Source organism: Corallococcus macrosporus DSM 14697 (assembly GCF_002305895.1).
Classification (GTDB): Bacteria; Myxococcota; Myxococcia; order Myxococcales; family Myxococcaceae; genus Myxococcus; species Myxococcus macrosporus.
The window spans coordinates 1,286,138-1,311,488 of sequence record NZ_CP022203.1 but is presented as its reverse complement, the minus strand read 5'-3'; the positions used below and the strand labels follow the sequence as shown (position 1 = coordinate 1,311,488).

Sequence of the window (25,351 nt, the reverse complement as noted above, 5' to 3'; positions counted from 1 at the left end):
CGGGCGCGCCCCGGGCAGGGCGCGCCGTGAAGGCCTGGGCTCAGTAGTACCGCTTGCGCTTGCTGCTGGGGAGGATGCCCAGCACCTCGCGGTACTTGGCCACCGTGCGGCGGGCAATCTCGGTGCCCTGCGAGCGCAGCAGCTCGACGATCTTCTGGTCCGAGTACGGGTTGCGCGCGTCCTCCTGCGACACGAGCTGCTTGATGTGGTGCTTCACCGCCTCGCTCGCGGTGTCCTCACCGGAGACGCGGGCGATGGACGAGTTGAAGAAGTACTTCAGCTCGAAGATGCCCTGCGGCGTGTGCACGTACTTGCTGGTGGTGACGCGGCTCACCGTGGACTCGTGCATGCCGATGTCCTCGGCCACGTCCCGGAGGATGAGCGGCTTGAGGTGGGCGATGCCCTTGTCCAGGAAGTCCCGCTGGAACTTCACGATGCTCTCGGTGACCTTGTAGATGGTCCGCTGCCGCTGGTGGATGGAGCGGATGAGCCACATGGCGCTGCGCAGCTTGTCCTGGATGAAGTCCTTCGTCTGGCCAGGACCCACCGCGCCCGTCTTCAGCGCGTTCCGGTAGGTGCCGGAGATGCGCAGCTTGGACAGGCCGTCATCGTTGAGCACCACCGTGTACTCGTCCCCCATCTTGTAGACGAACACGTCGGGGGAGATGTACTGCGCGTCATCCCCGCTGAAGTTGCGGCCCGGCTTCGGGTCCAGCTTCGGGAGCAGCCGCACCGCCTCCACCACCTCTTCCAAGGTGACCTTCAGGTCCTTGGCGATGGCGGGCAGGTTCTTGCTCTCCAGGTACTTCATGTGCCGCTTGATGATGAGGCCCAGGAGCGGCGCCTGCGGCTCCTTCATGGCCTGGAGCTGGATGAGCAGGCACTCCTGCAGGTCACGCGCGCCACAGCCACGCGGCTCCAGCATCTGGATGCGGCGCAGCGTGCGCTCCGCGACGTGCATGGGCACGTCCGCCTCGTTGGCCAGGCGGATGAGGGGGTCGCCATCCACCTCCGGCAGCTTGAGGTAGCCGTCGTCATCCAGGTTGCCCAGGATGAGCATGGCGATGCGGCGCTCGGCGTCATTCAGGCGCAGCGTGCCGAGCTGCTCCTGGATGTGGTCGACCAGGTCCTCCTTCTTGACGAGGTTGGCCTCGAACGACGGCATGTCGTCCGTGGCCACGTTGCCCTTGTTGGAGGCCGTGGTGGGCTCGTTGAACTGGTAGCTGTTGAGGTACTGCTCCCAGTCGATTTCCGGGGGGCCCTCCCCGTCCGCCTTGAACTCCGTGGCGGTGTCGCTGGTGGCCGCGGGCATATCCCCGTCCCGCGGCAGCTCCATGTTGTCCGCCTCCAGGGAGGCTTCACCGGGTTCCTTGTCTCCCACGTCTCCCGGGGCCTGCTCGTCCGGTTGCTCCAGCAGTGGGTTCTGCTCCATCTCCTCGCGGACCTGCTCGAGCAGCTCCATGCGGGAGAGTTGGAGGAGCTTGATGGCCTGCTGCAGCTGCGGCGTCATCACCAGCTGCTGGGCAAGCTTCAGGCTTTGTTTCAGTTCCATCGCCATGAGACGGGGTCTCCAGGGTTGATTCGGTCCCTCGGACGGAGGGCCACAATCAAAGACCGTGCCAACGTAACAAGGAGCCCTGACTTCGTCTAGCCCCGAAACGAGGGTCCCTTGCTTGCATGCTCAGAATTCCACAAGGAATCCAAGAGCTTGGAACCACTCAGGGTGTCACATGCGCGTTGACAGGTCGGCGCAAAAGCGGGGCCAACCCATCTTAAGCACTCCTCTGACAGGTGGCCAGCCGTGCTTAGAGCGCTTGTTGGAGGCGGAACCGTTCCCCCAGGTAGACGGCGCGGGCCTTGGGGGACGCGGCGATCTCCGCCGGGGTGCCCTCCTCCAAAATCCGCCCCTGTGCGATGATGTACGCACGGTCGCAGATGCCGAGGGTGTCCTGGACGTTGTGGTCGGTGATGAGGACGCCCAGGCCGCGCTCGCGGAGGAGGAAGATCTGCCGCTGGAGGTCGCCCACGTTGATGGGGTCCACGCCGGCGAAGGGCTCGTCGAAGAGGATGAAGCGGGGCTGGGGGATGAGGCTGCGCGCGATTTCGGCGCGGCGGCGCTCGCCGCCCGACAGCGTCTCGCCCAGGGACTCCGCGACGTGCGTCAGGCCGAACTCCTCCATGAGCGTGTCGGCGCGCTGGGCGCGCGTCTTGGCGTCCAGGTCCTTCTGCAGTTCCATCACCGCCAGGAAGTTGTCGCGCACGGTGAGCTTGCGGAAGACGGAGGCTTCCTGGGGCAGGTAGCCCACGCCCCGGCGGGCGCGGCGGTGCATGGGCAGGTGCGTGAGGTCCTCGTCGCCAATGCGCACGCGTCCCTTGTCCGGCGACACCAGTCCCACCACCATGTTGAAGCTGGTCGTCTTCCCCGCGCCGTTGGGGCCCAGCAGGCCCACCACTTCTCCGGGGGCCACGCTGAAGGACACGCCGTTCACCACCTTGCGGCCACGGAACGTCTTCTCCAGCCCTTCGGCGAACAGCTTCGCGCTCATCGGGCCGAGCCCCCCTGGGCCGACGGCGCCGGACGGGCCGGCGTGGAGCGCCCCTTGCGCTTCGCCGGCGCGGGGTTGGCGGGCAGCGATTCGAAGACGATGACGGCGTTCTCCACCTCCAGCCGCTCGTTGCCCAGCGTCAGCCGGACCTTCGTCCCGCGCATGTGCGTGGTGCCTTGGCGGGCCTCGGGCGAGCCCGTCACCACCAGCACGCCGCTGGGCACGTCGTACTCGGCGCGCTCGCCGCGGGCCATGCGGTCCCCGTCCACGGCCTCCACGCCGCCGGTGCACACCACGCGCGTGACCTCGCGCTGGGGCGTGTAGTTGGCCGTCATCCGGTCACACTTCAGGTCCATGGTGCGGTGCTTCACCTTCACGTTGCCGGTGAGGGTGGCCTGGGACTTCTGGAAGGTGACGTTGTCGCCCTTGATTTGGACCGGCTCCGTCAGCGCCTTGCCGCCCAGGGGCCCCGGGGCACGGGAGCCCGTCCCAGGGGCTGGCGCCGAGCCCACCGCGGCGGGAGGCGTGCCCTGCGCGGGGGTGGCGGCGACCGCGGGCGCGGGCTGCGCGACGAAGAAGGCCATCACGAGGAACTCAATCACTCTGGCGCTCCCACCACGGTCTCCACCGAGCCCGCGAAGTTGAACGTCTCGTCCGGGAAGAGCAGCTCGAAGCGGTCCGCCCTCAGCCGGTAGTCAGGTCCCTTCACCGTCACGCCCTCGTTTCCATGCGCCCGCTCCGTGGTGGCGTCGTACGTCAACCTTGGAGTGTGGGCCTCCATGCCCTTCCCGGTGCGGATGATGACACCGCCCGAGGCCACCACCTGCTTGGACGCGAGGCTCCCCGCCATATTCGGGGCGCTCACCTCCACGCCCCCTTCTGTCCCGGCAGGCGCGCCCTGGGGCGCGGAACCCGGCGGAATCCGGAGGGTGGCGTCGGTGGCCCACACCTCGCCGGTGGTGCGCTGGTAGGACACCTGCCGGGCCGTGCCGGAGCGGATGAGCCGGTCGCCCGCGAAGGACTCCAGCCGGGCGCCGTGCAGCACCACCTCCGGGGGCGGCTGGGCGCTGGCCGCCCCCTCGCCCGCCCCCGGCTTGCATCCGGAGGCGAACACCCAGGCGAAGAGGCTGACGGCGAGCAGACGGGGCACGGGGCTTCCTTATCATCCGGCGGATGCGGGCGCCGCCTCCGGAAGTGGGACCTCCCCGCTCACCGGTGGACGCGTCTTCCAGCGCTGATGCATCCATACCCACTGCTCCGGCGTCCGCCGGATGGCGGCCTCGATCCGGCTGGACAGGGCGGCGGTGAGGGCCAGGGCGGCGGCCTCGCGGTCGGCGTCCTGGGGCACCGGCAGCTCTTCCATGGACAGGCGGTAGCCCGCGCCCTCGCGGTGGCAGAAGCCCGTCACCACCGCCGCGCCGGTGCGGAGGGCCAGGTCGGCGGCGGCGCGCGGGGTGGCGGCGAGCTGCCCGAAGAAGGGCACGAAGAGGGACTGCACCTTCGTGTCCTGGTCGATGAGGATGCCCAGGATTTCGCCGTTGCGCAGGGCGCGCAGCATGGCCCGGGCCGCGCCCTCCTGGCCGCGCCAGATGCTCCGCACCCCGCCGCGGGCCCGGAACTGGCCCACCAGCTCCGTCAGCCGCGGGTCCGTGGTCTCCTTGGCGATGCTCTGGCTGGGGTAGCCGGCGCGCGCCACCCGGCGGGCGAGCAGCTCCCAGTTCCCCACGTGCCCGGACACGAAGACGACGCCGCGCCCCCGGGCCAGGGCCGCCTCCAGCACCTGCCGGTCGGCGTCCGGCCAGGCGACCAGGCGCTCCAGGGCCTCATCCAGGGCGCCGGTGCAGGCCACCTCCAACGCGGCGGCGCCCAGGTGACGGAAGGCATCGCGGGCCAGGGCCTGCCGCTCCGCTTCGGGTTTTTCCGGGAAGGCCACGGAAAGGGACTTGAGGGCCTTGCGCCGCTCCCCTCCGGCCAGGGTGTAGGCCAGGGCGCCCAGGCGCGCGCCCAGGCTCCGGGCGACGCCCAGCGGCAGAGGTTGAAGGAGCAACATGACGCCACGGATGAGCACGTAGCGGAGGAAACGCTTGAGGCGCTTTGCTAAGGGTGGACGCTCCACGAGGCGTTCAATATCCCATGCGCGAATACAACTTCGACGGGCTCGTTGGGCCCACCCACAATTACGGCGGCCTCTCGCCCGGCAACCTGGCGTCGCAGAGCCATGTCGGTGAGCCCAGCCACCCCCGGGACGCGGCCCTCCAGGGGCTGGAGAAGATGCGCTTCGTGTCGGGGCTGGGGGTGGGCCAGGCGGTGCTGCCGCCCCAGCCGCGCCCGTCCCTGCATGCGCTGAGGGCGCTGGGCTTCACGGGCTCCGACGAGGAGGTCATCACCCGGGCCGCGCGGGAGGCCGAGCACCTGCTCCGCCTGACGTCCAGCGCGTCCTCCATGTGGACGGCCAACGCCGCCACGGTGGCCCCCAGCGCGGACACGGCGGACGGCCGGGTGCACCTGACGCCGGCCAACCTGTCGCAGATGTACCACCGCGCCATCGAGGCGGAGACGACGCACGCGGTGCTGCGCGCCATCTTCGCCAACGAGAAGTACTTCGCGGTCCACGCGCCGCTGCCGGGCAGCGGGCACTTCGCGGATGAGGGCGCGGCCAACCACACGCGGCTCGCCACGCCGGGGCACGCGGGCGTCCACCTGCTGGCCTGGGGCCGCAGCGCGTGGCAGGACGTGCAGGGGCCTGGCCGCTTCCCCGCGCGGCAGACGCTGGAGGCCAGCCAGGCGCTGGCGCGGCTGCACCAGTTGGACGCGAAGTCGGTGCTCTTCCCGCAGCAGCACCCGGAGGGCATCGACGCGGGGGCCTTCCACACGGACGTGCTGGCGGTGGGCAACGAGCGGTTCTTGATGCTGCATGAGCTGGCCTTCGTGGACCACGCGGGGCTGCTCGCCGTGCTGCGGGAGAAGCTGGGGCAGGACTTCCGCGCGGTGGTGGCCACGAAGGCGGAGCTGCCGGCGAAGGACGCGGTGAAGGCGTACCCGTTCAACTCGCAGGTGCTGACGCTGCCGGACGGCACCATGGCGATCGTGGCGCCGGTGGAGAGCCGGGAGACGCCCGCGGCGCGGCGGTTCCTGGAGCGCGTGGTGGCCGAGGACACGCCGGTGAAGGCCGTGCACTACCTGGACGTGCGCCAGTCGATGAACAACGGCGGCGGCCCGGCCTGCCTGCGTCAGCGGGTGTGGCTGACGGACGAGGAGCGCGGGGCCATCAAGGCGGACGTCTTCTACACGCCCGCGCTGCATGACTCGCTGGCCGGCTGGGTGCGGCGGCACTACCGCGAGGTGCTGCGGCCCAAGGATTTGCAGGACCCGCAGCTCGCGCGGGAGACCATGACGGCGCTGGACGAGCTGACCCGGCTCCTCAACCTGGGCAGCGTCTACGACTTCCAGCGCTGAGCGGCTGGCTCAGCGCGCGTCCACGGGCTGGAAGGTGACGCCCTCCAGCTTCAGCCGGTCCGCCGCGTCCACGGTGCGTTCGGTGGCGATGATGAGCGTGGGGTAATCCCTCAGGCGAAACAGGTCCACCTGCGTGGGCAGCGTCTCCTGGGCGAGCCAGTACGTGTCTGGAAGGCGCTCGCTGGCTTCGCTTCCACACTTCGCGCAGTTCGACGCGCGAGGTTGGGTGAAGCAGTCGGGATGAATCCGACCCTGCAGTGCCAGTTGCAACTCACGAAGCACCGGGGGACTCTTGCCTCGGAACGTCACGTCGAGACGGCATCCGGTGAGCCCCTGGAGTCCGGCACCATGCAACGCGGCCAGTGCATCGTCGCGAGCGACGAGCGTCCAATCCTGGAGGGTGATGGGCCCGAACGCTCCCGTTGCCGTGCCCGTGAGCGGTCCGAGCCGCGTACCAGGTTCCAGGACAGCCCCTTCGGGAGCCAGGGGCCGGATTCGCTCGCGCAGCCGGGCAAAGACCTCGAAGGGGACGGGCCATGGGTCGGAGTACGGCTTCAGCTCGGCCTTGGAGAAACCCGACAGGTCGACACACGGATACTGCAGGCCAGCCCAACCGCCCCCGACACCACACGCGGCGCAAGGCTCAACGCCCGGCAGACCCCACTTGTGAGCGGCTCGGCTCAGGTCGCCCGTGAATCGGGACGCCGCATCCCCTTCGACTCGGTAGAACCTCACGTCCCCACGCTCCTTCCCTCGGGGCTCACCTTCATAGGGCTTCTATCCGGGGGCCGCTCATTCCTGGAGTGACGGGCACGTTGTAGGGCACGACCGGGCCTGACAGCTCGAAACGAAAGGCAAGCTCGATGGCGTGCCGCATGATGACGTCTCTCGACGGGGGGCGGGGATTTGCCATCACGAACTGCCGCCACGCGTTGTTCCACGCACCTCCTGGCCCCATCCCCTTCCCGCTGTGAATCGTCCAGTGGACGCGCTCGGGGACGACCATGGTGAATTGATGGATGTCGATGCCCGCCGCACGGAACCAGGCTGCGAGCCGAGGCTCCTGCGGAAAGAGGTGATGTTTGATGAGCTTTCCGTGCGCTCGGGGAATCGCGGGGATGAAAACGGGAGCGCGGCGCGCCAGCGGCGCGGTCGCGAGCGGGTGTGCATCCCGCCGAATCCCCGTACGGCGTTGCCACCAGTTCCGATAGCTGCCTGGTCCACGAAAGGAGGGGCGGCCGGTCGCCTTCTCGACCGCCCACACCTTCCGCCCATGCGCCACGGCGTCGTCCGCCACGTCCTCACACCGAAAGAGGCCACAGACGCCTTCGTCACAGGCCAGGACGACGCAGCGCTGCTGGCTGGATTCATGGCACTCGTCGGCATCCGCCTGCCACTCCGCGTCCGCCCACTCGCGCAGCGCGGGGGACGCTGTTCCGCATGCGAGCACACCCAGGAGGGAGCCGCAGAGCACCATGAGCCGTAGCAGCCAGTTCATGGCTCCCCACCATAGCCGGGACGCCCGTCTGCCCTACCGGCGGGCGCACAGGCGCTGCGAAGAAGGCTGTGGACACGAGTATGACAGTCGCCCGTGGTCGGACTCGCTTGCGGGCATCACCTTCTACTCAAGAGGAGGTGAGATTCCCCATGATTCCCGAAGCGATACAGCACTATCTGCGCCGCAACGGGGTGCGTTTCGAGCGGTACTGGCACCCGCGTGCCGTCAGCGCTCAAGAAGTCGCCGAGTCGCTGCACGTCTCCGGCTGGCGCGTGGCCAAGTCCGTCATCGTGATGGCGGACCGGCAGCCCTGGATTGTCGTCGTCCCCGCGGCGGGCACCGTCGACCTGGACCAGGTCCGTCACACGCTGGGCGCCCGGCATGTCCGGCTCGCGACCGAGCAGGAGTTCTCCGGCCATTTCCCCGACTGCGAGGTGGGCGCCGAGCCCCCCTTCGGAGAGCTCTACGGCCTGCCCGTCGCCGTCGATGAATCCCTCAGCCTGGCCGAACGGCTGCTCTTCCGCGCGGGCTCCCACGAGGAGACGCTCGAGCTGCGCTTTCAGGACTTCGCCACCCTGGAGTGGCCCCTGGTGGCCTCGTTCATCGAACAGGCGCAGCAGCGCCAGGCCGCCTCTGGCGTGCCCACGCGCCTGCGCGAGGAAGCCCACGCGCACGCTTGAATGAACCGGGGCGAGGCCCGGGCGCCTACTGAGCGTCCCGCGCCTCGCCATCCTCGTCCGGATTGCGCAGCAGGTACTCCAGCTCCGCCGCCCGCGGGTCGTCCACCAGCGCCTTGCGCCGCGCATCCACCCGCTCGCGCTCCGCACCCTCCAACCGCGCGGCCCAGGCCCGCGCCTCCGTCCGGGCGCCCGCCGGGAGGTGCCGCATGCCCTCGTGGACCGAACGCGCCGCCGCGTCGTAGCGCCGCAGCGCCTCCTGGGTCCGCGCCACCGCGAAGAACGCCTCCGCCCCGGGCGCCAGCCGCGCCGCCGTCTGCCGCCGCTCCAGCGCGTGGGAGAGCAGCCCCTCGCGCTCCAGGCACGCCGCCTCCATGGACAGCAGCCGCGCGCGCTGGGCGTAATCCGTGATGAACGGCGCCAGCGCCTGGAGCGTGTCCTTCGCCCGCCGCGTCAGCCCCGCATCCAGTTGCTGCGCGGCGAGTTGGAAGGACAGCGCCACGTTGCCCGGGAAGCGCGCCAACAGCCGCTCCAGCGCCTGCAGGGCGTCCTGCCGCCGTCCCTGCGCCCGCAGCACCTCCGCGCGCAGCAGATGTGTCTCCAGCGCGTCCGGCGCCAGCCGTTCCACCCGCGCGCACGCCGCGTCCGCCACCTCCAGCGCCCCCTTGCGAAGCTGCAGCCGCGCCTCGCGCGCCCACAGCGCCGCGGCCTCCGGACCGCCCTCGAAGCGCTCCCGCGCCCAGCGCGAGTACGCCAGCGCCAGCTCCAGCCGCCCCGGCGTGTTCGCCAGCGAGTCCAGCAGCCGCACCGCCGTCGCAGGGGCCTCCGGCGTCAGCACCGTGAGCGACGCCAGGGACTCCACCTGGGGCAGCGCCTCGCCCAGCAGCACCGTGGAATCCCCCGCCTCATGCGCCAGCCGGTACTCCAGGAAGCCCTGCGCGCTCCGGCCCAGGGCCAGCAGCGCCCGCGCCGCCACGCGGTGCGAGCTGGCATCCAGCGGCGCCAGGTACAGCGCCCGGTTGACCAGCGCCAGGGCCTCTCCCGCGCCCTCACGCCCGCGCGCCGCATGGGCGGAAGCCATCAGCCGGTACAGCAGGTAATCCGACGGGTGCCGGTCCACCAGCGCCAGGCCCCGCGCGTGGACGTCCCGCGCGGACGCGCCCGAGGTGACCAGCCGCGCCAGCTCCGCCTCCGCGTCCGCCACGCGGTGACGGCCCGGCACCAGCGCCACCAGCGCCACCACCGTGAGCGACAGCCCCATCCCCAGCGCCGCGCCCGCGGGCTTCGCGCACCAGCCCTGCTCCACGGTGGAGGCCCGCTCGCGAGGACGCGCCACCGCGCCCAGCGCCACCAGCGCCGCCACCGCGCACGCGGGCAGCTCCAGGCTGAAGTCGAAGAGGTCGTGCAGCCCCAGCGCCGCCACGCCCGCGAGCACCGCCAGGTCCACCATCTCCAGGCCCTCGCGGCGCAGCAGGCGCAAGAAGGCCCAGACGGCCACGGCCAGCAGCACCAGCCCCAGCGCGCCCAGCTCCGTGGCCACCTGCAACACCGCGTTCTCCGGGTGCGTGAAGGTGTTGGGGTTGGGCTCCGTCTGGTAGCGCGGAAACGCCACCTCGAAGGCGCCGCGGCCCATGCCCAGCATCGGGAACGCCCGCGCGGCCCCGGACAGCATCGGCCACTGCGCCACCTTGGACTGGCGCAGCTTCTCCACGCTGTCCGCGGTGCGCGCCTCCGCCCACAGCCCCTCCGCCGCCGCGTACGCGCCCACCATCAGCACGCCCAGCAGCCCCAGCAGCGCCGCGGTGCTCCGGGCCCAGACGGGAGGCGCCCCCTCACCGGCCGCGTGACGCCTGCGCAGCAGCAACACCGCCAGCAGCACCTGCCCGAAGGCGAAGAAGGCAATGCCCCCGCGCGACAGCGACAGCACCACGCCCAGCCCCGACAGGCCCGCGGCCAGCGCGTACGGCCACGTGCGGGACTGCTGCCTCCGCGTCAGCGCCAGCCCCACGCCCACCGTGGACGCCAGCGCGAGGAAGCCCGCCAGGTGGTTCGGGTTGCCGAAGGGCGTCACCAGCGGGGGCCGCGCGTGCGTCCAGCTCAGCAGCCCGAAGAGGGACTTCACCCCCAGCAGCGCATGGCCCAGCCCCACCACCGTGAGGCCCGCGCCCGTCAACACGACGGCCGCGAGCAACCGCTCCCGGCTGCTCCGCGAGCGACACACCTGCACCGCCGCGAGGAAGGCCAGCAGGTAGGCGAGGTGCTTCGCCAGCTCGCGCCAGGTGGCGGACGGGTCCAGCGACACCGGCCGGGCCCCCTCCAGCCCCAGCGGCACCAGCGCGAACTCCCGCAGCGCGGCCGCCTCGGGGCTCAGCAGGCGCAGCAGTCCCTCCGGCAGGGGGACCAGTTGCACCGCGCACAGCGCCGCCCCCGCGGCCAGGGGCACCGCCAGCAAGGGCACGCGCAGGGATTGGCCCTGCCGCTTCGCGCCAATGGCCGCCAGCACGGCCGCCGCGCCGGACAGCAGCACCAGCGGCCCCAGAAGCCACCCCGCGGCGCCGCCCAACGCCAGCGGACACCCCACGACGAGCGCCGCCAGCGCCGCCTCGGCGAACAGGGTGAATCGGGAGGCGCTGCGGGAGGCACGAGGCATGTGGGGAGAGGCCGGGTGAGTATCACAGCACCCAGCGCCCTCGCCCGCCCCCCCGCCCCCAGTACGAGCCGCCAGGAGACCGGCCGTGCGCGAAAGCGGACATCAGAAGGCGAAGGCGACCAGCGGAAGACTCGGACGCGGCGTCCAGGTCCGAGTCTGTAGGGCGCCCCGCGCGTCCCGCCGGGCCTTCACGTCCCGGAGCTCGTCCTCCAGCCGGATGCGCTCGCGGACCATCTCCTCCCGGCGGCTCCGGTTGAGGTTCGCCTCCTTGGAGCCCGTGATGATGCCCGCGATGAGCAACCCCACGCCCGCGACGCCGCCGACCGTCATGCCCACCCCCAGCCCCAGCAAGCTGCCTGCGTCGTCGTCGTCCGACGAGCCCATCCCGACGATGATGAGCGGGATGCCCAGCAGCAGCAGCGGCGACAGCACGTAGCCGGAATACGCCATCACCAGCGACCCGGCGGGCCAGTTGGTGTCGACGGTGCGAATCTCGCTCTGGAGCATCGCGATCTGCTGCGTCAGCTCACGGGCGCGGGCGTCCAGGTCCTCGGCGAGGGGCGGCGGCGTGGGCGCCCCGGACGCGTCCGGGGACACCTCCGCCGGGGCCTGGGCCAGCAGCAGACGGACGGACACCGGCCGGTCAGGTGAGCGCGTCAGCAGCGAGTGGGACGTCGGCGAAGCGGCGGTGGCCAGCAACGCGGCGGCGGCGAGTGACAGCATATGTGGTGTTTCCCCCAGGTGTAGAGCAGCCGGGCGACCCTAGCACCCGCCCAGGCACGAAGGGCTCGAAGCCAGCTTGCATCCAGGGGACCTTCTGGCATGTTCGCCGCAGCCATGCGCCGCTTCATCGTCACCGCCGCCCTCCTCTGTTCCGCCCTGTCCGGCCTCACCGGCTGCAAGGGCGCCTGCCGCGAGCTGTCCGAGAAGCTGTGCGACTGCTCCATCAACTCGGTGGAGAAGGAGCTGTGCCTGCGCCGCGCCTCCCAGGAGGAGAACCGCGTGGAGCCCACCGCGGAGGACGAGGCCGTGTGCGAGGAGCGCCTGGACGGCTGCGACTGCCGCGCCATCGAAACCGAGGAAGGCAAGCGCGCCTGCGGCCTCTCCCGCTGAGCCGCCCCACCCGGCTAGACGCCGCCCGTTTCGCCCGCGACGGAAACCGCCCCTCGGGCCCCACCCGGCTCGCCTGAGCCAGGCCGCCGCCGTGCATGCCCCCGGCTCGGCTGTACGGGCCCGCCGCCGCTCAGGCCCCGGACACCACCGACTTCGCGTCTTCGCGCCGCGGCCCCTCCACCCAGGGCGCCAGCGCGGCGCGGACGCGGGCGCGCAGCGGCGTCTCCACGTAACGGTGCACCCACAGCGACGCGGGCACGCCCAGCACCAGCACGGTGGCCAGCAGCCCTTCGGGCGTGCGCAGCTCCACCCAGGGGGACAGCGCCGCCCCCACCCCCTTGGCCGCCTCCGACACCGGGTACTGGAGCAGATAGAGCGCGTAGCTGGCCCCACCCAGCCGCACCAGCGTGGGCCGTGACAGCAGCCAACCCAGGGCACCGCCACCGCGCGCCAGCCCGTACACCAGCAGCCCCGACGCGGGCGCCAGCAGGGCGTTGTGCATCAGCGGATACGGCACCCGCTCCCCCGCCGCGCCCGCCGCCACCAACAGCGCCGTGCCCAGCGCCGCCAGCACCGCGCCGGAGCCCTTCCCCCCTCCCGCCGCGCGCTCACGCACGAAGCACCAGCCCAGCAACACGCCGATGAGGAACTCCGGCAGCCGCGCCAGCGGGTTGAACTTGAGCGCCATCAACCAGGGGCCGGACGCGTGCACGTCCACCGGGCCCGGGCCGTCCGGCAGCAACACCAGGTACAGCAGCGGCGGCGCCAGCCCCAGCCCCCAGGTGCCCGCGAGGGCCACGGGGAGCCACGCGGGCTTGAGCCTGGGCAGCCCCTTCGCCAGTCGGGGGAAGAGGCCGTAGAAGCACGCCTCCACCGCCACGGACCAGCCCGGCGGGTTCCAGTACAGCGCCAGCCGGGGCACCCAGGCCTGGAGCAGCGCCAGCGTCACCGCGCCGCCCACCGCCAGCTTCACGGCGGCCACCTTCCAGCCATTGTCCGCCACGGACGGGGCGATGGTGGTGGGCGCGGACAGGAGGAACGTCAGCAGGTAGACGGGGTACACCCGGGCGACGCGCGCGGCCCAGAAGGCCCGGGGCGACGTCTCCATGCGCCCGTCCGCGTCCAGGTAGTTCCAGGCGAGCACGAAGCCGGACAGGACGAAGAAGACGCCCACGGCGGCGTAGCCCGCGCCCACCCAGTTTCGCAGCGCCTCGGGCGCCGTGCCCAGGCACGGCGCCGCGAAGTGGAACAACACGACGTGAAGGGCCGCGACGAAGCGCAGCCCCGTCAGCGCGTCGAGGGCCCTGCTCCCGCTCACCGCTACCGCCGGCCGATGCCGTAGTACGTGAAGCCCAGCTCACGCATGCGCGTGGGGTCGTACACGTTGCGGCCGTCGAACACGACGGGGGACTTCATCAGCGACTTCATGCGCTCGAAGTCCGGGTGGCGGAACTCGTTCCACTCCGTCACCACGAAGAGGCCATCCACGCCCTCCAGCGCCTCGTAGGGCACGGAGGCGTAGCGGATGCGCTCGCCGAAGACGCGCCTGGCCGTGTGCGGGGACACCGGGTCGTGCGCAATCACCTGGGCGCCCTTTCCGATGAGTCCCTCGATGACCTCGATGGACGGCGCCTCGCGCATGTCGTCCGTCTTCGGCTTGAAGGCCAGGCCCCACACGCCGAACTTGCGGCCCTCCAGCGAGCCGTAGTGCTTCGCGGCCTTGTTCACCAGCAGCTTCTTCTGGCGCTCGTTGGTGCGCTCCACGGCGCGCAGCAGGTCCAGCTCCAGACCGTACTCACGCGCGGTGGCCACCAGCGCCTTCACGTCCTTGGGAAAGCAGGAGCCGCCGTAGCCCACGCCCGGGAAGAGGAACGGGTAGCCGATGCGCTTGTCCGAGCCCAGGCCCTTGCGCACGAAGTCCACGTCCGCGCCCACCTTCTCGCAGAGCGCGGCGATGTCGTTCATGAAGGAGATGCGCGTGGCCAGCATCGCGTTGGCCGCGTACTTCGTCAGCTCCGCCGAACGCGTGTCCATGAAGAGGATGGGGTTCTCGGTGCGCACGAAGGGCGAGTACAGGTCCCCCATCACCTTGCGCGCGCGCTCGGAGTCCACGCCGATGACGACGCGGTCGGGCTTGAGGAAGTCGTCCAGCGCGGCGCCTTCCTTGAGGAACTCCGGGTTGGAGACGACGTCGAACTCCACGTTCGTCACGCCGCGGATGGCCTCGCGCACCTTGTCCGCGGTGCCCACCGGCACGGTGCTCTTGTCCACCACCACCGTGTACTGCTTCATCGCCTTGCCAATCTGCTCGGCGGCGGCCAGCACGTACTGGAGGTCCGCGTCGCCGCTCTCACCTTCCGGCGTGCCCACGGCGATGAAGACGACCTGCGCGTTGACGACGGCCTCGGCCAGGTCCCGGGTGAAGAACAGGCGCTTCTCGCGCACGTTCTTCTTGATGAGCTCCTCCAGGCCCGGCTCGTAGATGGGCACCTCGCCCGCCTGGAGCATGCGGATCTTCCGCTCGTCAATGTCCACGCACGTCACGTCGTTGCCCGAGTCCGCGAAGCAGGTGCCCGCGACCAGGCCGACGTAGCCGGTTCCGATGATGGCAATACGCATTGAAGGAGCCCCAGTGAATGTCTCTTGGCAGACTCATACGCCGGGAGGGAGTCCGAAAGGAAGCCCATCCCCCAGCGCCGGGGCCCCTCTGCGAGCAGCCAGGCTTACTGGCCCGTGAGCAGGCGGCGGACCCGCTCCATCCCCTTGAGCGCCGAGGTCTGGCCGGGGGTGCAGACAGGACCCACCACCGTCCGGTCCAGCAGCTCCCGCGTCGCGCGGCGCAGGGGCGGCAGCGCGGCGGTGGCGTCCGCGGCGGCCTCCGGAAACAGGCGCGTGACAACCGACAGGGAGGTGTAGAGGGCCCGCTCCAGGCGCCACTCCCTGGCCCGGGCCAGCAGCACCGGCACGTCCAGCGGGCGCGAGTACACGCCGCCCATCCACTTCGCGCCGGTGACGAGCTCGCGCAGGTCGATGAAGGACAGCCACGGCACCGCGTACCCGTGGCGCGCGTGCTCCAGCGCCACCAGCAGCACCGCGTCCTCCAGCTCCGGGCGGTAGAGCGAGGAGCCGTACACGCGCATCGGCCTGGCGCGCTCCAGGATGCCCGCCGTCTGCTCGCGGCGCCGGGGCCCCAGCACATCCGAATAGAGCAGGATGACGGTGCGCCCGTCGGACAGCACCTTCGTGGCGCCGCTGTTCTCCGTGTCGGGCTCCGGGGCGAACTCGTGGTTGGCGAGGAACCCCGAGAAGCCCTCCACGTCCAGGCGCTTCATCAGGAGCTGCAGCTCCGGCACGGGGCGGAAGCCCACGTGCGGGTAGAGCGAGTCCGCGAAGGATGCGGCGCCCATCAGCACCAGCTTGCGGCCTTCCAGCGCGTTCACGATGCGCTTGAAGTTCACCAGCTTCATCACGTTGTCGTTGACGGAGCCCTGGTAGATGGCGAGCAGCTTGTCCCGCGCCCACTCCGGCGCGTTGCCCGCGCCCAGCCGGTACTCCAGGTTGTAGGCGGCCAGGGGCGCCAGGCCCTGCATGATGGCCCAGTCCACGTACTCCTCCCACGGCGCCCCTCCCAGCGCGCCGCGCGGCGGGTCGAACGAAGAGAGCACTCGGAAGGTGTCGAGGAGGCCGGCGGACATGGGCCCCCCTTTAACGGTCCGGACGCATGGCCTGCAACGCCCGGATGACGTCACGCGCTCTGTGCAGCACCCATCACTCCCGGGCGCCAGGGGTGAACAGCCGACACGGGCCGGCCTCCCAGGGTGGGTCCGCAAGCACGTCCGAGTGAATACCTGGGCCGCCCGGTACGTCGCGGGCCGGGCAGGCTTACTTGGAGGCGGCATGTCGCAGCAGGGATGGTCGGACGGGCGTCCGGGCCGGTGGCTCACGCTCGGAGCGCTCGGGTGGGTGGCGTGCACGGGCACGACACCCGAGGAACCCCCGGCATTCGACGACACCACGGCGGTGGAGTCCGAGGCCCGGTGCGAGCTTCGCCCGCCCTTCGAGCCCCACTTCGAGCCCGAGGTCGAGTGGGCCTGGACGGGCAGTCCCCTGATGCCCACGCACACCAACGCGCAGGCCACCCCCGTGGTGGTGGACGTCAACCAGGACGGCGTCCCCGACGTGGTGTTCAACAGCTTCGAGGGCTGGAACTTCAAGACGAACGGCGTGCTGCGCGCCATCAGCGGCGCGGACGGCTCGGACTTGTGGGCGGTGACGGACCTGGCGTACCGGACCCGGGGCTCGGCCAGCGTCGCCGCGGGTGACCTCGACGGGGACGGCAAGGTGGAGCTGTGCACCGTGCCGGAGAGCGCCCGGGGCGTCATCTGCTTCGAGCACACCGGCGCCTTCAAGTTCCGCGCGGACGGGCCGCCGCTCGACTGGGGCGGCGTGTCCCTGGCCGACCTGGACGGGGATGGCTCGGTGGAGCTCATCGCCGGCAACCACGTCTACGACAGCAGCGGGAAGCTCCGGTGGACGGGCAGCGACGGCGTGGGCAGCCCGGCCAACGACACGGGCCCGCTGGCGTTCGCGTTGGACCTGGATGGAGACGGGCTCCAGGAGGTGGTGAACGGCCGCGCCATCTACCGGCATGACGGCACGCTCAAGTGCAAGGCGGCGGAGCTGGGCCACGGGCTTTCCGGCGTGGGCAACTTCGACGCGGACCCGCGAGGCGAGGTCGTCGTGGTGTGGGACGGCCGGGTGTCCCTGATGGACGCCGACTGCGAGGTGAAGTGGACCGTGCACCACCTGGGCGGCGGCGTGGGTGGACCGCCCAACATCGCGGACTTCGACGGGGACGGCCAGCCGGAGATTGGCGTGGCGGGCGCGTCCCACTACGCGGTGTTCGAGGCGGACGGCACGGTGAAGTGGCTGAGCCCCACGCAGGACCACAGCTCCAACCGCACCGGCTCCTCCACCTTCGACTTCGAGGGCGACGGCCGCGCCGAGGTCGTCTACGCGGACGAGACGGCGCTGCGCATCTACGACGGCGTGACGGGCGAGGTCCGCTTCGAGGCCCCGCACAGCTCGTGCACCGCGTATGAGAACCCGGTGGTCGCGGACGTGGACGGTGACGGCAACGCCGAAATTGTCGTCGCGCAGAACACGGCCTGCGGCTACGGCGGCTTCAACGGCATCCGCGTGTACCGGGACCGCAAGGACGGCTGGGTGAACACGCGGCGCATCTGGAACCAGCACGCCTACTCCGTCACCAACGTGAATGACGACGGCACCCTGCCCTCGCGCCCGGTGAGCAACTGGCTGGCGCCGGGACTCAACACCTTCCGCACCAACAGCCAGGGCACCGGCGCCGTGCGGCCCTTCGCGGCGCCGGACCTCGCCATCGGCCAGGTGACGGCCACCTGCGCGGGCGAAGGCGCGGTGACGCTCGGTGCGCGGGTGCTCAACCAGGGAGACTCGGCGGCGTCGGCGGGCGTCCAGGTGGCCTTCTACCAGGACGCGGTGGGCGAAGGCGGCACGCTGCTGGGCGTGGCCACCGTGGAGCACACGCTGGAGGCGGGCGCGGAGGCGACCGTGGCGCTGCCCATCACCACCTCCGACAGTGGCTGGGTGCTCGTCTACGCGGTGGTGGATGACGACGGCACCGGCGCCGGGCGCGAGTTGGAGTGCCGCGAGGACAACAACAAGACGTCCGCGCAACTGGAGCTGGCGTGCGCGCCCAACGCGCCGCCGGTGGCGCTGTGCCAGGACGTCGTCGTGGAGGCGGACGCGCAGTGCCGGGCGGCGGCCAACGTGGACAACGGCAGTCATGACCCGGACGGCCAGCCCGGGCCCTTCACGCTGACGCAGTCCGCGCCCGGCCCCTACGGGCTGGGACGCCACGCCGTGACGCTGACGGCCCATGACGGAGAGGACAGCGACGTGTGCCAGGCCACGGTGAAGGTGGTGGACATGACGCTGCCCACCATCGTCTGTCCGGCGCCGCAGGTGCTGGAGTGCGTCGCGGGGGGCGCGGAGGCCACCTACACCGCGCAGGCGGCGGACAACTGCGGGCCGGTGTCCGTGACGTGCTCGCCGCCGGATGGCTCCCGGTTCCCGCTGGGCCGGTCGGTGGTGGACTGCAACGCGGTGGACGGCTCCGGCAACGCGTGTGGCTGCGCCTTCTCCGTGACGGTGCGGGACACGCGGGCCCCCGTGCCCGGCGCGTCCCTGGGCAAGCGGCTGTGGCCGGCGGACCACCAGTACCGCACGGTGACGCTGGCCGAGTGCGCGGCGCCCGCGAAGGACGCGTGCATGGGTGACCTGTCGCTTGAGCGCTACGGCCGCATCATCCGGGTGACGTCGGACGAATCAGAGGACGTCGCGGGCAGTTGCGACGGCGCCACCTGCGACGACATCGACGTGCGGGTGAACGCCCACTCCGTCCAGCTCCGCGCCGAACGTGACGACGCCGGAGATGGCCGCGTCTACACGGTGCACTACGTGGTGGAGGACCCGTCCGGGAACCGGGCCGACGGGCGCTGCACCGTGGAGGTGCCTCGCGATTCGGCCGGAGAGCAGGTGCACGACAGCGGGCCGAAGTATTGCGTGGGCCAGGGCTGCGCGCCCGGCCTGGGTGGCAGCCCGCTGTGTCCGTGAGGTGAGCGAGGCAGGGGCGTGGAGCGGCGTCACTCCACCGCCCCTCGCGTCAGGAGCCTCGGCGCTGGTCCAACTCGGCGCGCAGCTTCTCCTCCTGGGCACGCAGCTCCGGGATGAAGCCGGCGCCGAGGTCTTCCAGTTCATAGAAGGGGCGGAGCTCCAGGTCCGACTCCTCGCCGGGCATCGGGTCCGGGCAGCGGCGCGCCCACTCCATCGCCTCCTCCATCGACTTCACCTGCCAGATCCAATAGCCGGCCACGAGCTCCTTCGTCTCGGCGAAGGGACCGTCGATGACACGCCTGGTTCCGTTCGAGAACCGGATGCGCTTGCCCGCGCTGCTCGGCTTGAGGCCATCTCCATCGAGCATCACCCCGGCCTTCACCAGCTCCTCGTTGAACCTGCCCATGTCCGCGAACTCCTTCTCGCTGGGCATCACGCCGGCCTCGGAGTTCTTCGTCGCCTTCACGAGCACCATGACTTTCATCGCATCGTCCTTTCAGTGGGGGGCCTGCGCCCCGTTCTGAAATGGCGACGAATCAGCCGGATGCGGATCGACACGGCCCAGGAAAATCGACCTGGCGGCTCAGCTCAGGAAAAGGCGAAGTAATCTCAGGTGGTTGCGAAACAGTGCTGGAAGGCGCTCCGCAGGGAGGCGGAGCGCCCGCTCTGCCGCTCATGCGGCGGGCAGGCCCGGCCCGCTCCTCGCGGCGCCGCCTGGCACGAAAAGTCTGCCCTCCAGCCCTTCTGCGCCTACGATTCGCCCCGGAGCGGCCTCAACAACCCCGCTCTGTCCAACAGTTCGCGCACGCGGCGCGCCAGCGCCACGTGCTCCGGATTGGACACAGTGAAGCGCTCGGGCGTGAGGACAATCAGCATGCCCTTGTCCTCCACGGGCTCGATGCGCACAGGAGCGGGAAGCGGCGGCACGGTGCCCCGATGCCGCGCGAGGTAGGTCACCCAGCCAAGCCACATGTCCTGCGTGTCCTGCCTGTCGTCCATGTCCCGGTACGCGTGAGACATGGCCACCGCCCAGTCAGGCGCCCAGGCCAGCGCCATACTTCGAACCACCTCCATCAGGACGGAGGATGTGAGGACACGCTCGGCGTTCTCGCCCTCCGAGGGGAGGGACAGGACGCACGCATTGGACATGCCTTTCGCATAGCTCCCGCATCTCATCATCAAGGACACGAAGTCCTCGCCAATGCCGTCGTTATACGCCGAGACGGTCAATCCCAGGTCTTCGATGGGCGGCCCTCCGGGTTCCCGGTTGACACCACGCCGGTATGCCTCGGTCAGGATGGAGAGGTCAGGCGGCATGAGGGGCGTCTTGCGTCCCCGTCCGCGCGGCTTGGGAATCTTGTTCCAGTGCGCCAGAAAGGGGTCACAAGCGGCCAGCAGGTCGAGGAAGGCCACCGCTCGTCGGGCACACGCTTCGGCGGACTCCTGTCGCGGACCCCAATAGGCACCAGCGTAGTAGGTCTCAGGGTAGGGCATCGGCGCGGGTCAGGTGATCATGAGGGGCTTCTTTCAAGGTACCAGGGAGCGTGCCGGGGTGTGGATGACGGAAATTCCATGGACGTTGTTGCCCTTGAGCAATTTCCGGATGGCATCGGCTGCATGCTTCTCGGCGACGTGCCACTCGATGCGGATGCCTTTGCCTGCGACTCTCTTGCTCTGACGCAGCGCTTGGTCAACGAGGTCTTGAGCCTTTCCCGAGTAGCTCGATGATGAGGGTGGGCTCCACCTGAAGGAAGCCATCGTCGCCCCCCGCGCCCGCGCGAGGGAGCAAGGCCAAGGTCGTCGCCTCCAGCCGCGTCAGGTAGCGCCACATTCGCGTCCTGTGCATACACGCCTCCTGTGCGTGCCCCGACCCGAGCGAGGCACGCAAGACACACGTCTCCCGTTCGGCTGGGGCGGCTCGCCCCGAGCCGGTGGTGAATCAGCGGCGGTGAAGAATGGGCGTGCCGACGTCAGGCGGCCGGCGGCGCCTTCCCAGTCCGACGCGCACCCGCCCCTGGAGCTGTCGTCACCTCATCCGCGCCTCGGCCTCCGGGGTGCGTCTCGACATGGTCCGGGTGCTCGCGCCAGCCCGCCGGGACGAAGCCACCCTCGTCATCCAGCAGGTCCAACTCCTCCAGCGCCTCTCCCGCCTCGAGCAGCGCCTGTTGGACCTCCTTCACCGCATCGGCCGGGCCGAAGGGCGCAAGCTCCGCCAGGCGCGCGCGCAGCGCCGACTCCAGCTCGGCCGCCGACGCGAAGCGGTCCGCCGGCCTGCGGCGAAGCAGCGTGTGAAGGATGGCGCGCAACGGCTGGGACACACCGGCCGTTGCGCGGGCGAGGTCCCTCGGCCGGTAGGCCATGGCACACCAGAGGGCATCCTCCATGAAGGAGGGCAGACCCGTCTCCATGGCCAGGATGGAGGCGTCCAGGACGCGCCGGTGCTCCTCCAACGTGAGGTGCGGCTCCGCCTCCGGGATTCGGAGGTCGGCCGGGTCGTACAGATGCCTCCCGGTGGCGAACTCCAGCATCGTCAGGCCGAGCGAGAACAGGTCCCCTCGCGCGTCCACCCGCGCCCCCAGAAAGGCCTCCGGTGGCGCATAGAGGGCCTCCCCTCTGGGACGCGGCAACGACGTGGCGATGCGCCCAGCCAGCCGCGAGAAGGCCACACCGAAGTCAGTCAGCGCGACGGCGCCCCCGGGCCGCAGCCGGATGCCTGAAGGGTTGATGTCCCGGTTCACGATGCCCAGCGGAGCCCCCGCGTCATCCGTGCGCGAGTGCGCGTGGGCCAGCGCCGCCGCCACCTCCGCGAACACGTACAAGACGAAGGGCTCGGAGAAGTAGCGCCCACGCGCCTGGGCGATGGAGAGCAGCGCATCCAGGCTGAAGCCTTCCACGCACTCCAGGACGGCGCACAGCCCGTACCGCATCTCGAAGAGGCCGTGGACGCGGGCGATGTTCGGATGCTGGAGCATCTGCGCCAACCGCGCCTCCTCTTCCAGTCGAGCACGCGCGCGCGGATACGCCTCGGCGAACTTCCGCTCGGGCAGGACCACGCACTTCAACACCACCTTGCCCTGATACCCAGCGGGGGTCCGGCGACGCGCGAGCATCACCCGCTCGCCATTGCGGCCCGTCCCGAGGGTCTGGAGGAACTCGTAGGCGGTGTCCCCCACCTGAAAGAGGACCGCTCCCCCGGTGGTCCGGAGGTCATCAACGTTGGACATGAAAGGGGGCGCTCCTTGCAAAGACAGACGGCAAGCTAACGCCCCCTCCCTCCGAAGTGAATGACGCCACGGGTCCCGCGCACCGCGCGCCAGTCTTCACTGTCAGTCCGTGGCCATTGGCAGAACGTAAATCACTTTGACAGTGACACGCTCAGGGCCAGCGCGAATAGACGATGTAAGCGGGATGAATGAATTGGAAGACGACGGCTCCCGGCTTCGACCCCTCATAGCCCTCCTCCGACCCGTCGGCGCCAATCACAAAGCACACGGGGATGATGGTCCCATCCGGGTACTCCGCCTGGGTGTAACGCGCAAAGAACCGCCCATCGCCCGTCCACACCTGTCCGTAGAGCATCGTCTCCTCGGGCATGCCCCGAGTGGCCCCGGTGACGCGACTGCGGACGGGGCCATCGCCATAGGTTCGCCGGCCGGTGCCGTCGGGCTTCCGGCTCACGTCGATTTCCACCATGACGCTGGCCATCGTCCTCAAGCCGCGCGCCCGCATGGCCTGCTGCGCGTCGGCGGGACACTCCCCCGAGGAGGGCCTCATCTGCACGCTGCCAGGGCACCCCAACTGCAACGCCACGGCGGCGCTCGCGGCCGCGCACTTCGCGAGGAACTCCGCTCCGCGCGCACGAGAGGAGACAACCTTCTTGGCTGGGGGAGCGGACGAGTTGGCAACAGAGGGGGCACGCTTCACGGCGGGGCTTTCCTTCTGGACGGGAGCTTGGGGCGGCAACGCTACCCCAGCGGGTGAACGAGCGGGCGGCAGAGGTGGCGCACCTCCGTCCTCACGGGGCAGGGACGGCAGTGGCGCCACGGCCAGCCGCGCCACGGCCCCCGCGTCCGCCATGACGACAGGGGGCAGCGAACCATCACCTGCCGGGACGCTGGAGGGGGACGCCCAGCGGGACCCAGGGTAGGCCAGCGCGCCAAGCAGCCCCATCAAGAGCAGCACGCCGCCCACAACGCTTGCCCGCACGCGCCTGGACTGACGCGGTGCAGGGACGGCGTCGCTCCCCGTCGCCGGGTCGAGCCGCGGCGTCGTCACGGAGGGATGCAGGGGCAGGGTCCACTCCGGCCCGCCCTCCCCCGCGAAGGACTCCAGCATGCGTCGCATTACCTCCGCCGTCGGAGGCCGCTGCTCGGGCCGGCGGGCGATGAAGCACATGGCCGTGTCGCTCAAGGCCTGGGGCACCCGGGGATTCACCTCCCGGGCCGGGGGCGGCATCAGCCGTCCCTCGACGGGCGCCTTGAACGCGCCGCTCGTGGGCTCGGGAGCGGTCAGCACGTCGAAGAGGCAGACGCCCAGCGCATAGACGTCGTCCGTCACCTTGAAGGCATAGCGTGCGTCGCGGTCGTCGCCGTTCTCCCGGAGGAAGCGCGCGGCCTCGGGTGAGCGGTAGCGCCGGGTGCCCGGCGGCAGCGGCGCGTCCGTGAGGTCCTCGGCGTTCGTGTAGTCGCCCGCGCTGAAGTCGAGGATGAACGGCTCGCCGTCCGCCGCGCGCACCATGATGTTGCCCAGCTTCAGGTCACGGTGGAAGACGCCCCGGCCGTGCATGTAGTCCACGGCTCCTGCGAGCTTGCCGAAGACGCGAACCACCTCTCGCGCCGTGGGGTGCGTGCGCTCGACCCACTCGGCCAGGGTGTACCCCTCCACGAGGTCCAGCACGACATAGAGCCAGCCCGTGACCAGGTCCGGCCACCGCCCGTGCGCGCGGGACGCGATGATGTTGGCGTGCTCCAGGTGAACGAGGCACCCGAGCTCCCGCTTCAGCCGCGCGTCCGCCTGCTCGGCGTCCCCGCTGCTGGCGCGGTGCATGGCGAGCTTCATCGCGAAGTGCCGCCCGTCCTTCTCCACCTGATAGACGGCGCCGTAGGTGCCCGCCCCCAACATCCGCACCACGCGCCATCCGTCCACCACCTGCCCGGGCTGGAGCAGCGCGGGGTGAGACATGCCCCTCATTCAACCCTCGCATCAAGCGTCACTTGGAGTGAGAGCACCCGCTCTCGCTCGGCGCCATCTCCAACCTCCAGTTGGAACACCTCCCCGTCCCTGGCGGAGAGCGCCCTCGTCTCGATGAAGACCCGCCCGCTCGCGCCTGGCGCGATCGATGGCTCCGGCATCCGGACGGTGGCCGCATCGATGCGCGCGCCACTCGCCGCGCTGCGAAACCTCGCGGTGGCCGCGCCCCAGGGTGTGGCGCCGTGATTCCGCACAATGAGCGAGACCACGGTCCAGGTGGCGGCCTGGAATGAGGCCCCGTCGTAGACGTCCAGCCCCGACGTGCCGCTCGTCACGGCGAATCGCTTGAACCTGCGTCCTCTCACGCCGACCGCATCCACGAGGCCCGCCATCACCAGCCCGACCGGGCCGTTGGCGGCCCCCCGGGCTCGCAGCGCGCGCAGCTCCTGTGTCCGCGCAGCCAACTGGGCGCGCACGTCCGCCAGCTCCGCTCGCAGCGCCTCGACGGAGTCTCGCCGCCGGAAGACCTCCACGCGCGCATCCACCTCCGACGCATGGGTCACGAGGGCGAAGACCCCCTGCTCTGGAGAGGCACCATCCGCATAGCGGACCCGGAGCATCAACCGCTCCCCCCGGCCCAGGTCCTCCAGGGGCTCCAACGCCAGGATTCGCTCGCCCACGTCCACCAGCCGGAACCGGGAGCGGCCCTCCAGCTCCATGGCGCCACGGTCGAGGGGCGCATCGAAGATGAGGAGCGTCGCGAGGCCCGCGGCGATTCGCAGCTCGGGCACCGGCGCCGTGGCAGCTCCGCCCAGCGCCATCCGTCGCTCCTGCCGTTCGCGCGCGACGGGGAGGGATTGCGCTGGTGCGGCGATGCTCCTCAGGATGATGAGAATGACAGCCAATCGACGCAAGGTGGGTTCTCCGCCGGAGACCCTACCAAAGAAGGCGGCTGCCTTGGTGGCCTGGTGAAGCGAGTGGGCTGTGCTCGAAACCGAGCGCCGCGGCCCGAGGCGGTCAACACCGCGCGAGGCTGACGCTTCGTGCGCGGCGGCCGGACATGAGCGACTTGGATGCCGTGAAGTGAGTTTGCCCCTGCCTGCGGCCCATCCACGGTGATAGACGCATCAGCATGGGACACAAGCACATCGCACCGGGCCTGCTGTGCCTCATGGTCGCCTTGTCGCTGGCGTGCTCGGGCAGTGCCACCACCACCACCGCCGCCAGCCGCCGCGATGCCTATGCCTTGGCGTCCTGCACTGACACCGTGTCGTGCTGCGTCCAGCGCAACCCGGGCATCCCCGAAGCGTGCGGCCTCACGGCGGCCGAAGCCGCCTCGCACATGGCAGGCGTCAAGATGGCCGTGGAGGCAGCCGACGACGCACTCGCCGAATGGGACGATTCCCACAACGCGGCACTGCCCGAATGGAAGCGTCGCTGCATCCGCGCTTATGGCGACTGCAAAGAAGACGGCTGGCAGGGGCGCTGCTACGCCTGTTTCCGCGAGTGCGAGGGCCAGCAACGATGGCCCGCCGACAAGTGCTATCCGAAGGACAAGTAACTC

At 70.6% G+C, this 25,351-nt stretch carries 23 protein-coding genes; 5 read left to right on the top strand and 18 right to left on the bottom strand.

Translation table 11 applies throughout. The features are described 5' to 3' along the window. Positions 1 to 40 precede the first annotated feature (40 nt). The 5 genes from rpoN to MYMAC_RS05480 all read right to left on the bottom strand — a co-directional run bounded on the left by rpoN (position 41) and on the right by MYMAC_RS05480 (position 4,662). Entirely contained in the window at positions 41 to 1,558 is a 1,518-nt protein-coding gene (gene rpoN, locus MYMAC_RS05500) for an RNA polymerase factor sigma-54 (RefSeq protein WP_095957326.1), read from the bottom strand. 247 nt (positions 1,559 to 1,805) lie between these two features. After that, a complete protein-coding gene (lptB, locus tag MYMAC_RS05495; RefSeq protein WP_013935761.1) occupies positions 1,806 to 2,546 on the bottom strand; it encodes an LPS export ABC transporter ATP-binding protein in 741 nt (246 codons plus the stop codon). Beyond that, positions 2,543 to 3,148 carry an LptA/OstA family protein gene (locus MYMAC_RS05490; RefSeq protein WP_013935762.1) on the bottom strand — a complete coding sequence of 202 codons (606 nt, stop codon included), beginning with the start codon at positions 3,146 to 3,148 and terminating at the stop codon, positions 2,543 to 2,545. The genes lptB and MYMAC_RS05490 overlap by 4 nt, the downstream gene beginning before the upstream one ends. Further along, positions 3,145 to 3,696 carry an LptA/OstA family protein gene (locus tag MYMAC_RS05485; protein WP_095957325.1) on the bottom strand — a complete coding sequence of 184 codons (552 nt, stop codon included), beginning with the start codon at positions 3,694 to 3,696 and terminating at the stop codon, positions 3,145 to 3,147. Before MYMAC_RS05485 ends, MYMAC_RS05490 begins: the two co-directional genes overlap by 4 nt. A gap of 12 nt (positions 3,697 to 3,708) precedes the next feature. Further along, the gene (locus MYMAC_RS05480) at positions 3,709 to 4,662 is read right to left on the bottom strand and encodes a lysophospholipid acyltransferase family protein (RefSeq protein ID WP_095957324.1); all 954 of its coding nucleotides are present in this window, start codon (positions 4,660 to 4,662) and stop codon (positions 3,709 to 3,711) included. Positions 4,663 to 4,679: 17 nt separating this feature from the next. Here MYMAC_RS05480 and astB point away from each other — a divergent pair, with 17 nt between their 5' ends. Continuing rightward, entirely contained in the window at positions 4,680 to 6,002 is a 1,323-nt protein-coding gene (astB, locus tag MYMAC_RS05475) for an N-succinylarginine dihydrolase (protein WP_095957323.1), read from the top strand. A gap of 9 nt (positions 6,003 to 6,011) precedes the next feature. Here astB and sitI6 read toward each other — a convergent pair whose 3' ends face one another. Together sitI6 and sitA6 are read right to left on the bottom strand one after the other, a co-directional pair. Then, a complete protein-coding gene (gene sitI6, locus MYMAC_RS05470) occupies positions 6,012 to 6,737 on the bottom strand; it encodes a SitI6 family double-CXXCG motif immunity protein (protein ID WP_095957322.1) in 726 nt (241 codons plus the stop codon). A gap of 31 nt (positions 6,738 to 6,768) precedes the next feature. Next, positions 6,769 to 7,500, bottom strand: coding sequence for a SitA6 family polymorphic toxin lipoprotein (gene sitA6, locus MYMAC_RS05465; RefSeq protein ID WP_157757453.1), 732 nt, complete (start codon positions 7,498 to 7,500; stop codon positions 6,769 to 6,771). Positions 7,501 to 7,649: 149 nt separating this feature from the next. On the opposite strand from sitA6, the gene MYMAC_RS05460 reads away from it, so the two are divergent. Next, positions 7,650 to 8,180: an aminoacyl-tRNA deacylase gene (locus tag MYMAC_RS05460; protein WP_204817406.1), complete on the top strand. Its 531-nt coding sequence runs from the start codon at positions 7,650 to 7,652 to the stop codon at positions 8,178 to 8,180. A 25-nt stretch (positions 8,181 to 8,205) separates the two neighbouring features. On the opposite strand, the gene MYMAC_RS38280 is transcribed toward MYMAC_RS05460, so the two are convergent. Both MYMAC_RS38280 and MYMAC_RS05450 read right to left on the bottom strand, forming a co-directional pair. Continuing rightward, on the bottom strand, positions 8,206 to 10,827 hold the full coding sequence (locus tag MYMAC_RS38280; RefSeq protein WP_013935769.1) for an O-antigen ligase family protein: 2,622 nt from the start codon (positions 10,825 to 10,827) through the stop codon (positions 8,206 to 8,208). A gap of 102 nt (positions 10,828 to 10,929) precedes the next feature. After that, positions 10,930 to 11,550, bottom strand: a complete 621-nt coding sequence (locus MYMAC_RS05450) for a hypothetical protein (RefSeq protein ID WP_013935770.1) — start codon at positions 11,548 to 11,550, stop codon at positions 10,930 to 10,932. A gap of 99 nt (positions 11,551 to 11,649) precedes the next feature. Here MYMAC_RS05450 and MYMAC_RS05445 point away from each other — a divergent pair, with 99 nt between their 5' ends. Beyond that, complete coding sequence (locus tag MYMAC_RS05445) at positions 11,650 to 11,940, top strand: hypothetical protein (RefSeq protein ID WP_013935771.1); 291 nt, start codon at positions 11,650 to 11,652, stop codon at positions 11,938 to 11,940. A gap of 130 nt (positions 11,941 to 12,070) precedes the next feature. On the opposite strand, the gene MYMAC_RS05440 is transcribed toward MYMAC_RS05445, so the two are convergent. The 3 genes from MYMAC_RS05440 to MYMAC_RS05430 form a co-directional block, all read right to left on the bottom strand. Next, a complete protein-coding gene (locus tag MYMAC_RS05440; protein ID WP_095957319.1) occupies positions 12,071 to 13,258 on the bottom strand; it encodes an acyltransferase family protein in 1,188 nt (395 codons plus the stop codon). A gap of 2 nt (positions 13,259 to 13,260) precedes the next feature. Then, positions 13,261 to 14,559 (bottom strand): UDP-glucose dehydrogenase family protein, encoded by a 1,299-nt coding sequence (locus MYMAC_RS05435; protein WP_013935773.1) that lies wholly within the window; start codon positions 14,557 to 14,559, stop codon positions 13,261 to 13,263. A 104-nt stretch (positions 14,560 to 14,663) separates the two neighbouring features. Continuing rightward, positions 14,664 to 15,635: a nucleotidyltransferase domain-containing protein gene (locus MYMAC_RS05430; protein WP_013935774.1), complete on the bottom strand. Its 972-nt coding sequence runs from the start codon at positions 15,633 to 15,635 to the stop codon at positions 14,664 to 14,666. A 202-nt stretch (positions 15,636 to 15,837) separates the two neighbouring features. Here MYMAC_RS05430 and MYMAC_RS05425 point away from each other — a divergent pair, with 202 nt between their 5' ends. Then, a complete protein-coding gene (locus MYMAC_RS05425) occupies positions 15,838 to 18,597 on the top strand; it encodes an FG-GAP-like repeat-containing protein (RefSeq protein WP_095957318.1) in 2,760 nt (919 codons plus the stop codon). Positions 18,598 to 18,646: 49 nt separating this feature from the next. On the opposite strand, the gene MYMAC_RS05420 is transcribed toward MYMAC_RS05425, so the two are convergent. The 6 genes from MYMAC_RS05420 to MYMAC_RS05400 form a co-directional block, all read right to left on the bottom strand. Continuing rightward, the gene (locus MYMAC_RS05420; RefSeq protein WP_095957317.1) at positions 18,647 to 19,081 is read right to left on the bottom strand and encodes a YciI family protein; all 435 of its coding nucleotides are present in this window, start codon (positions 19,079 to 19,081) and stop codon (positions 18,647 to 18,649) included. Positions 19,082 to 19,347: 266 nt separating this feature from the next. Beyond that, positions 19,348 to 20,091 carry an immunity 52 family protein gene (locus MYMAC_RS38525; RefSeq protein WP_095957316.1) on the bottom strand — a complete coding sequence of 248 codons (744 nt, stop codon included), beginning with the start codon at positions 20,089 to 20,091 and terminating at the stop codon, positions 19,348 to 19,350. Positions 20,092 to 20,287: 196 nt separating this feature from the next. After that, positions 20,288 to 20,443, bottom strand: coding sequence for a hypothetical protein (locus tag MYMAC_RS36650; protein WP_013935778.1), 156 nt, complete (start codon positions 20,441 to 20,443; stop codon positions 20,288 to 20,290). 124 nt (positions 20,444 to 20,567) lie between these two features. Next, entirely contained in the window at positions 20,568 to 21,821 is a 1,254-nt protein-coding gene (locus MYMAC_RS05410; RefSeq protein WP_095957315.1) for a serine/threonine protein kinase, read from the bottom strand. A gap of 151 nt (positions 21,822 to 21,972) precedes the next feature. Continuing rightward, entirely contained in the window at positions 21,973 to 23,778 is a 1,806-nt protein-coding gene (locus tag MYMAC_RS05405) for a serine/threonine protein kinase (protein ID WP_095957314.1), read from the bottom strand. A gap of 5 nt (positions 23,779 to 23,783) precedes the next feature. Next, positions 23,784 to 24,692, bottom strand: a complete 909-nt coding sequence (locus MYMAC_RS05400; RefSeq protein WP_239989609.1) for a DUF2381 family protein — start codon at positions 24,690 to 24,692, stop codon at positions 23,784 to 23,786. Between the two features lie 227 nt (positions 24,693 to 24,919). Here MYMAC_RS05400 and MYMAC_RS05395 point away from each other — a divergent pair, with 227 nt between their 5' ends. Then, the gene (locus MYMAC_RS05395; RefSeq protein ID WP_204817404.1) at positions 24,920 to 25,348 is read left to right on the top strand and encodes a hypothetical protein; all 429 of its coding nucleotides are present in this window, start codon (positions 24,920 to 24,922) and stop codon (positions 25,346 to 25,348) included. Positions 25,349 to 25,351 lie beyond the last annotated feature (3 nt).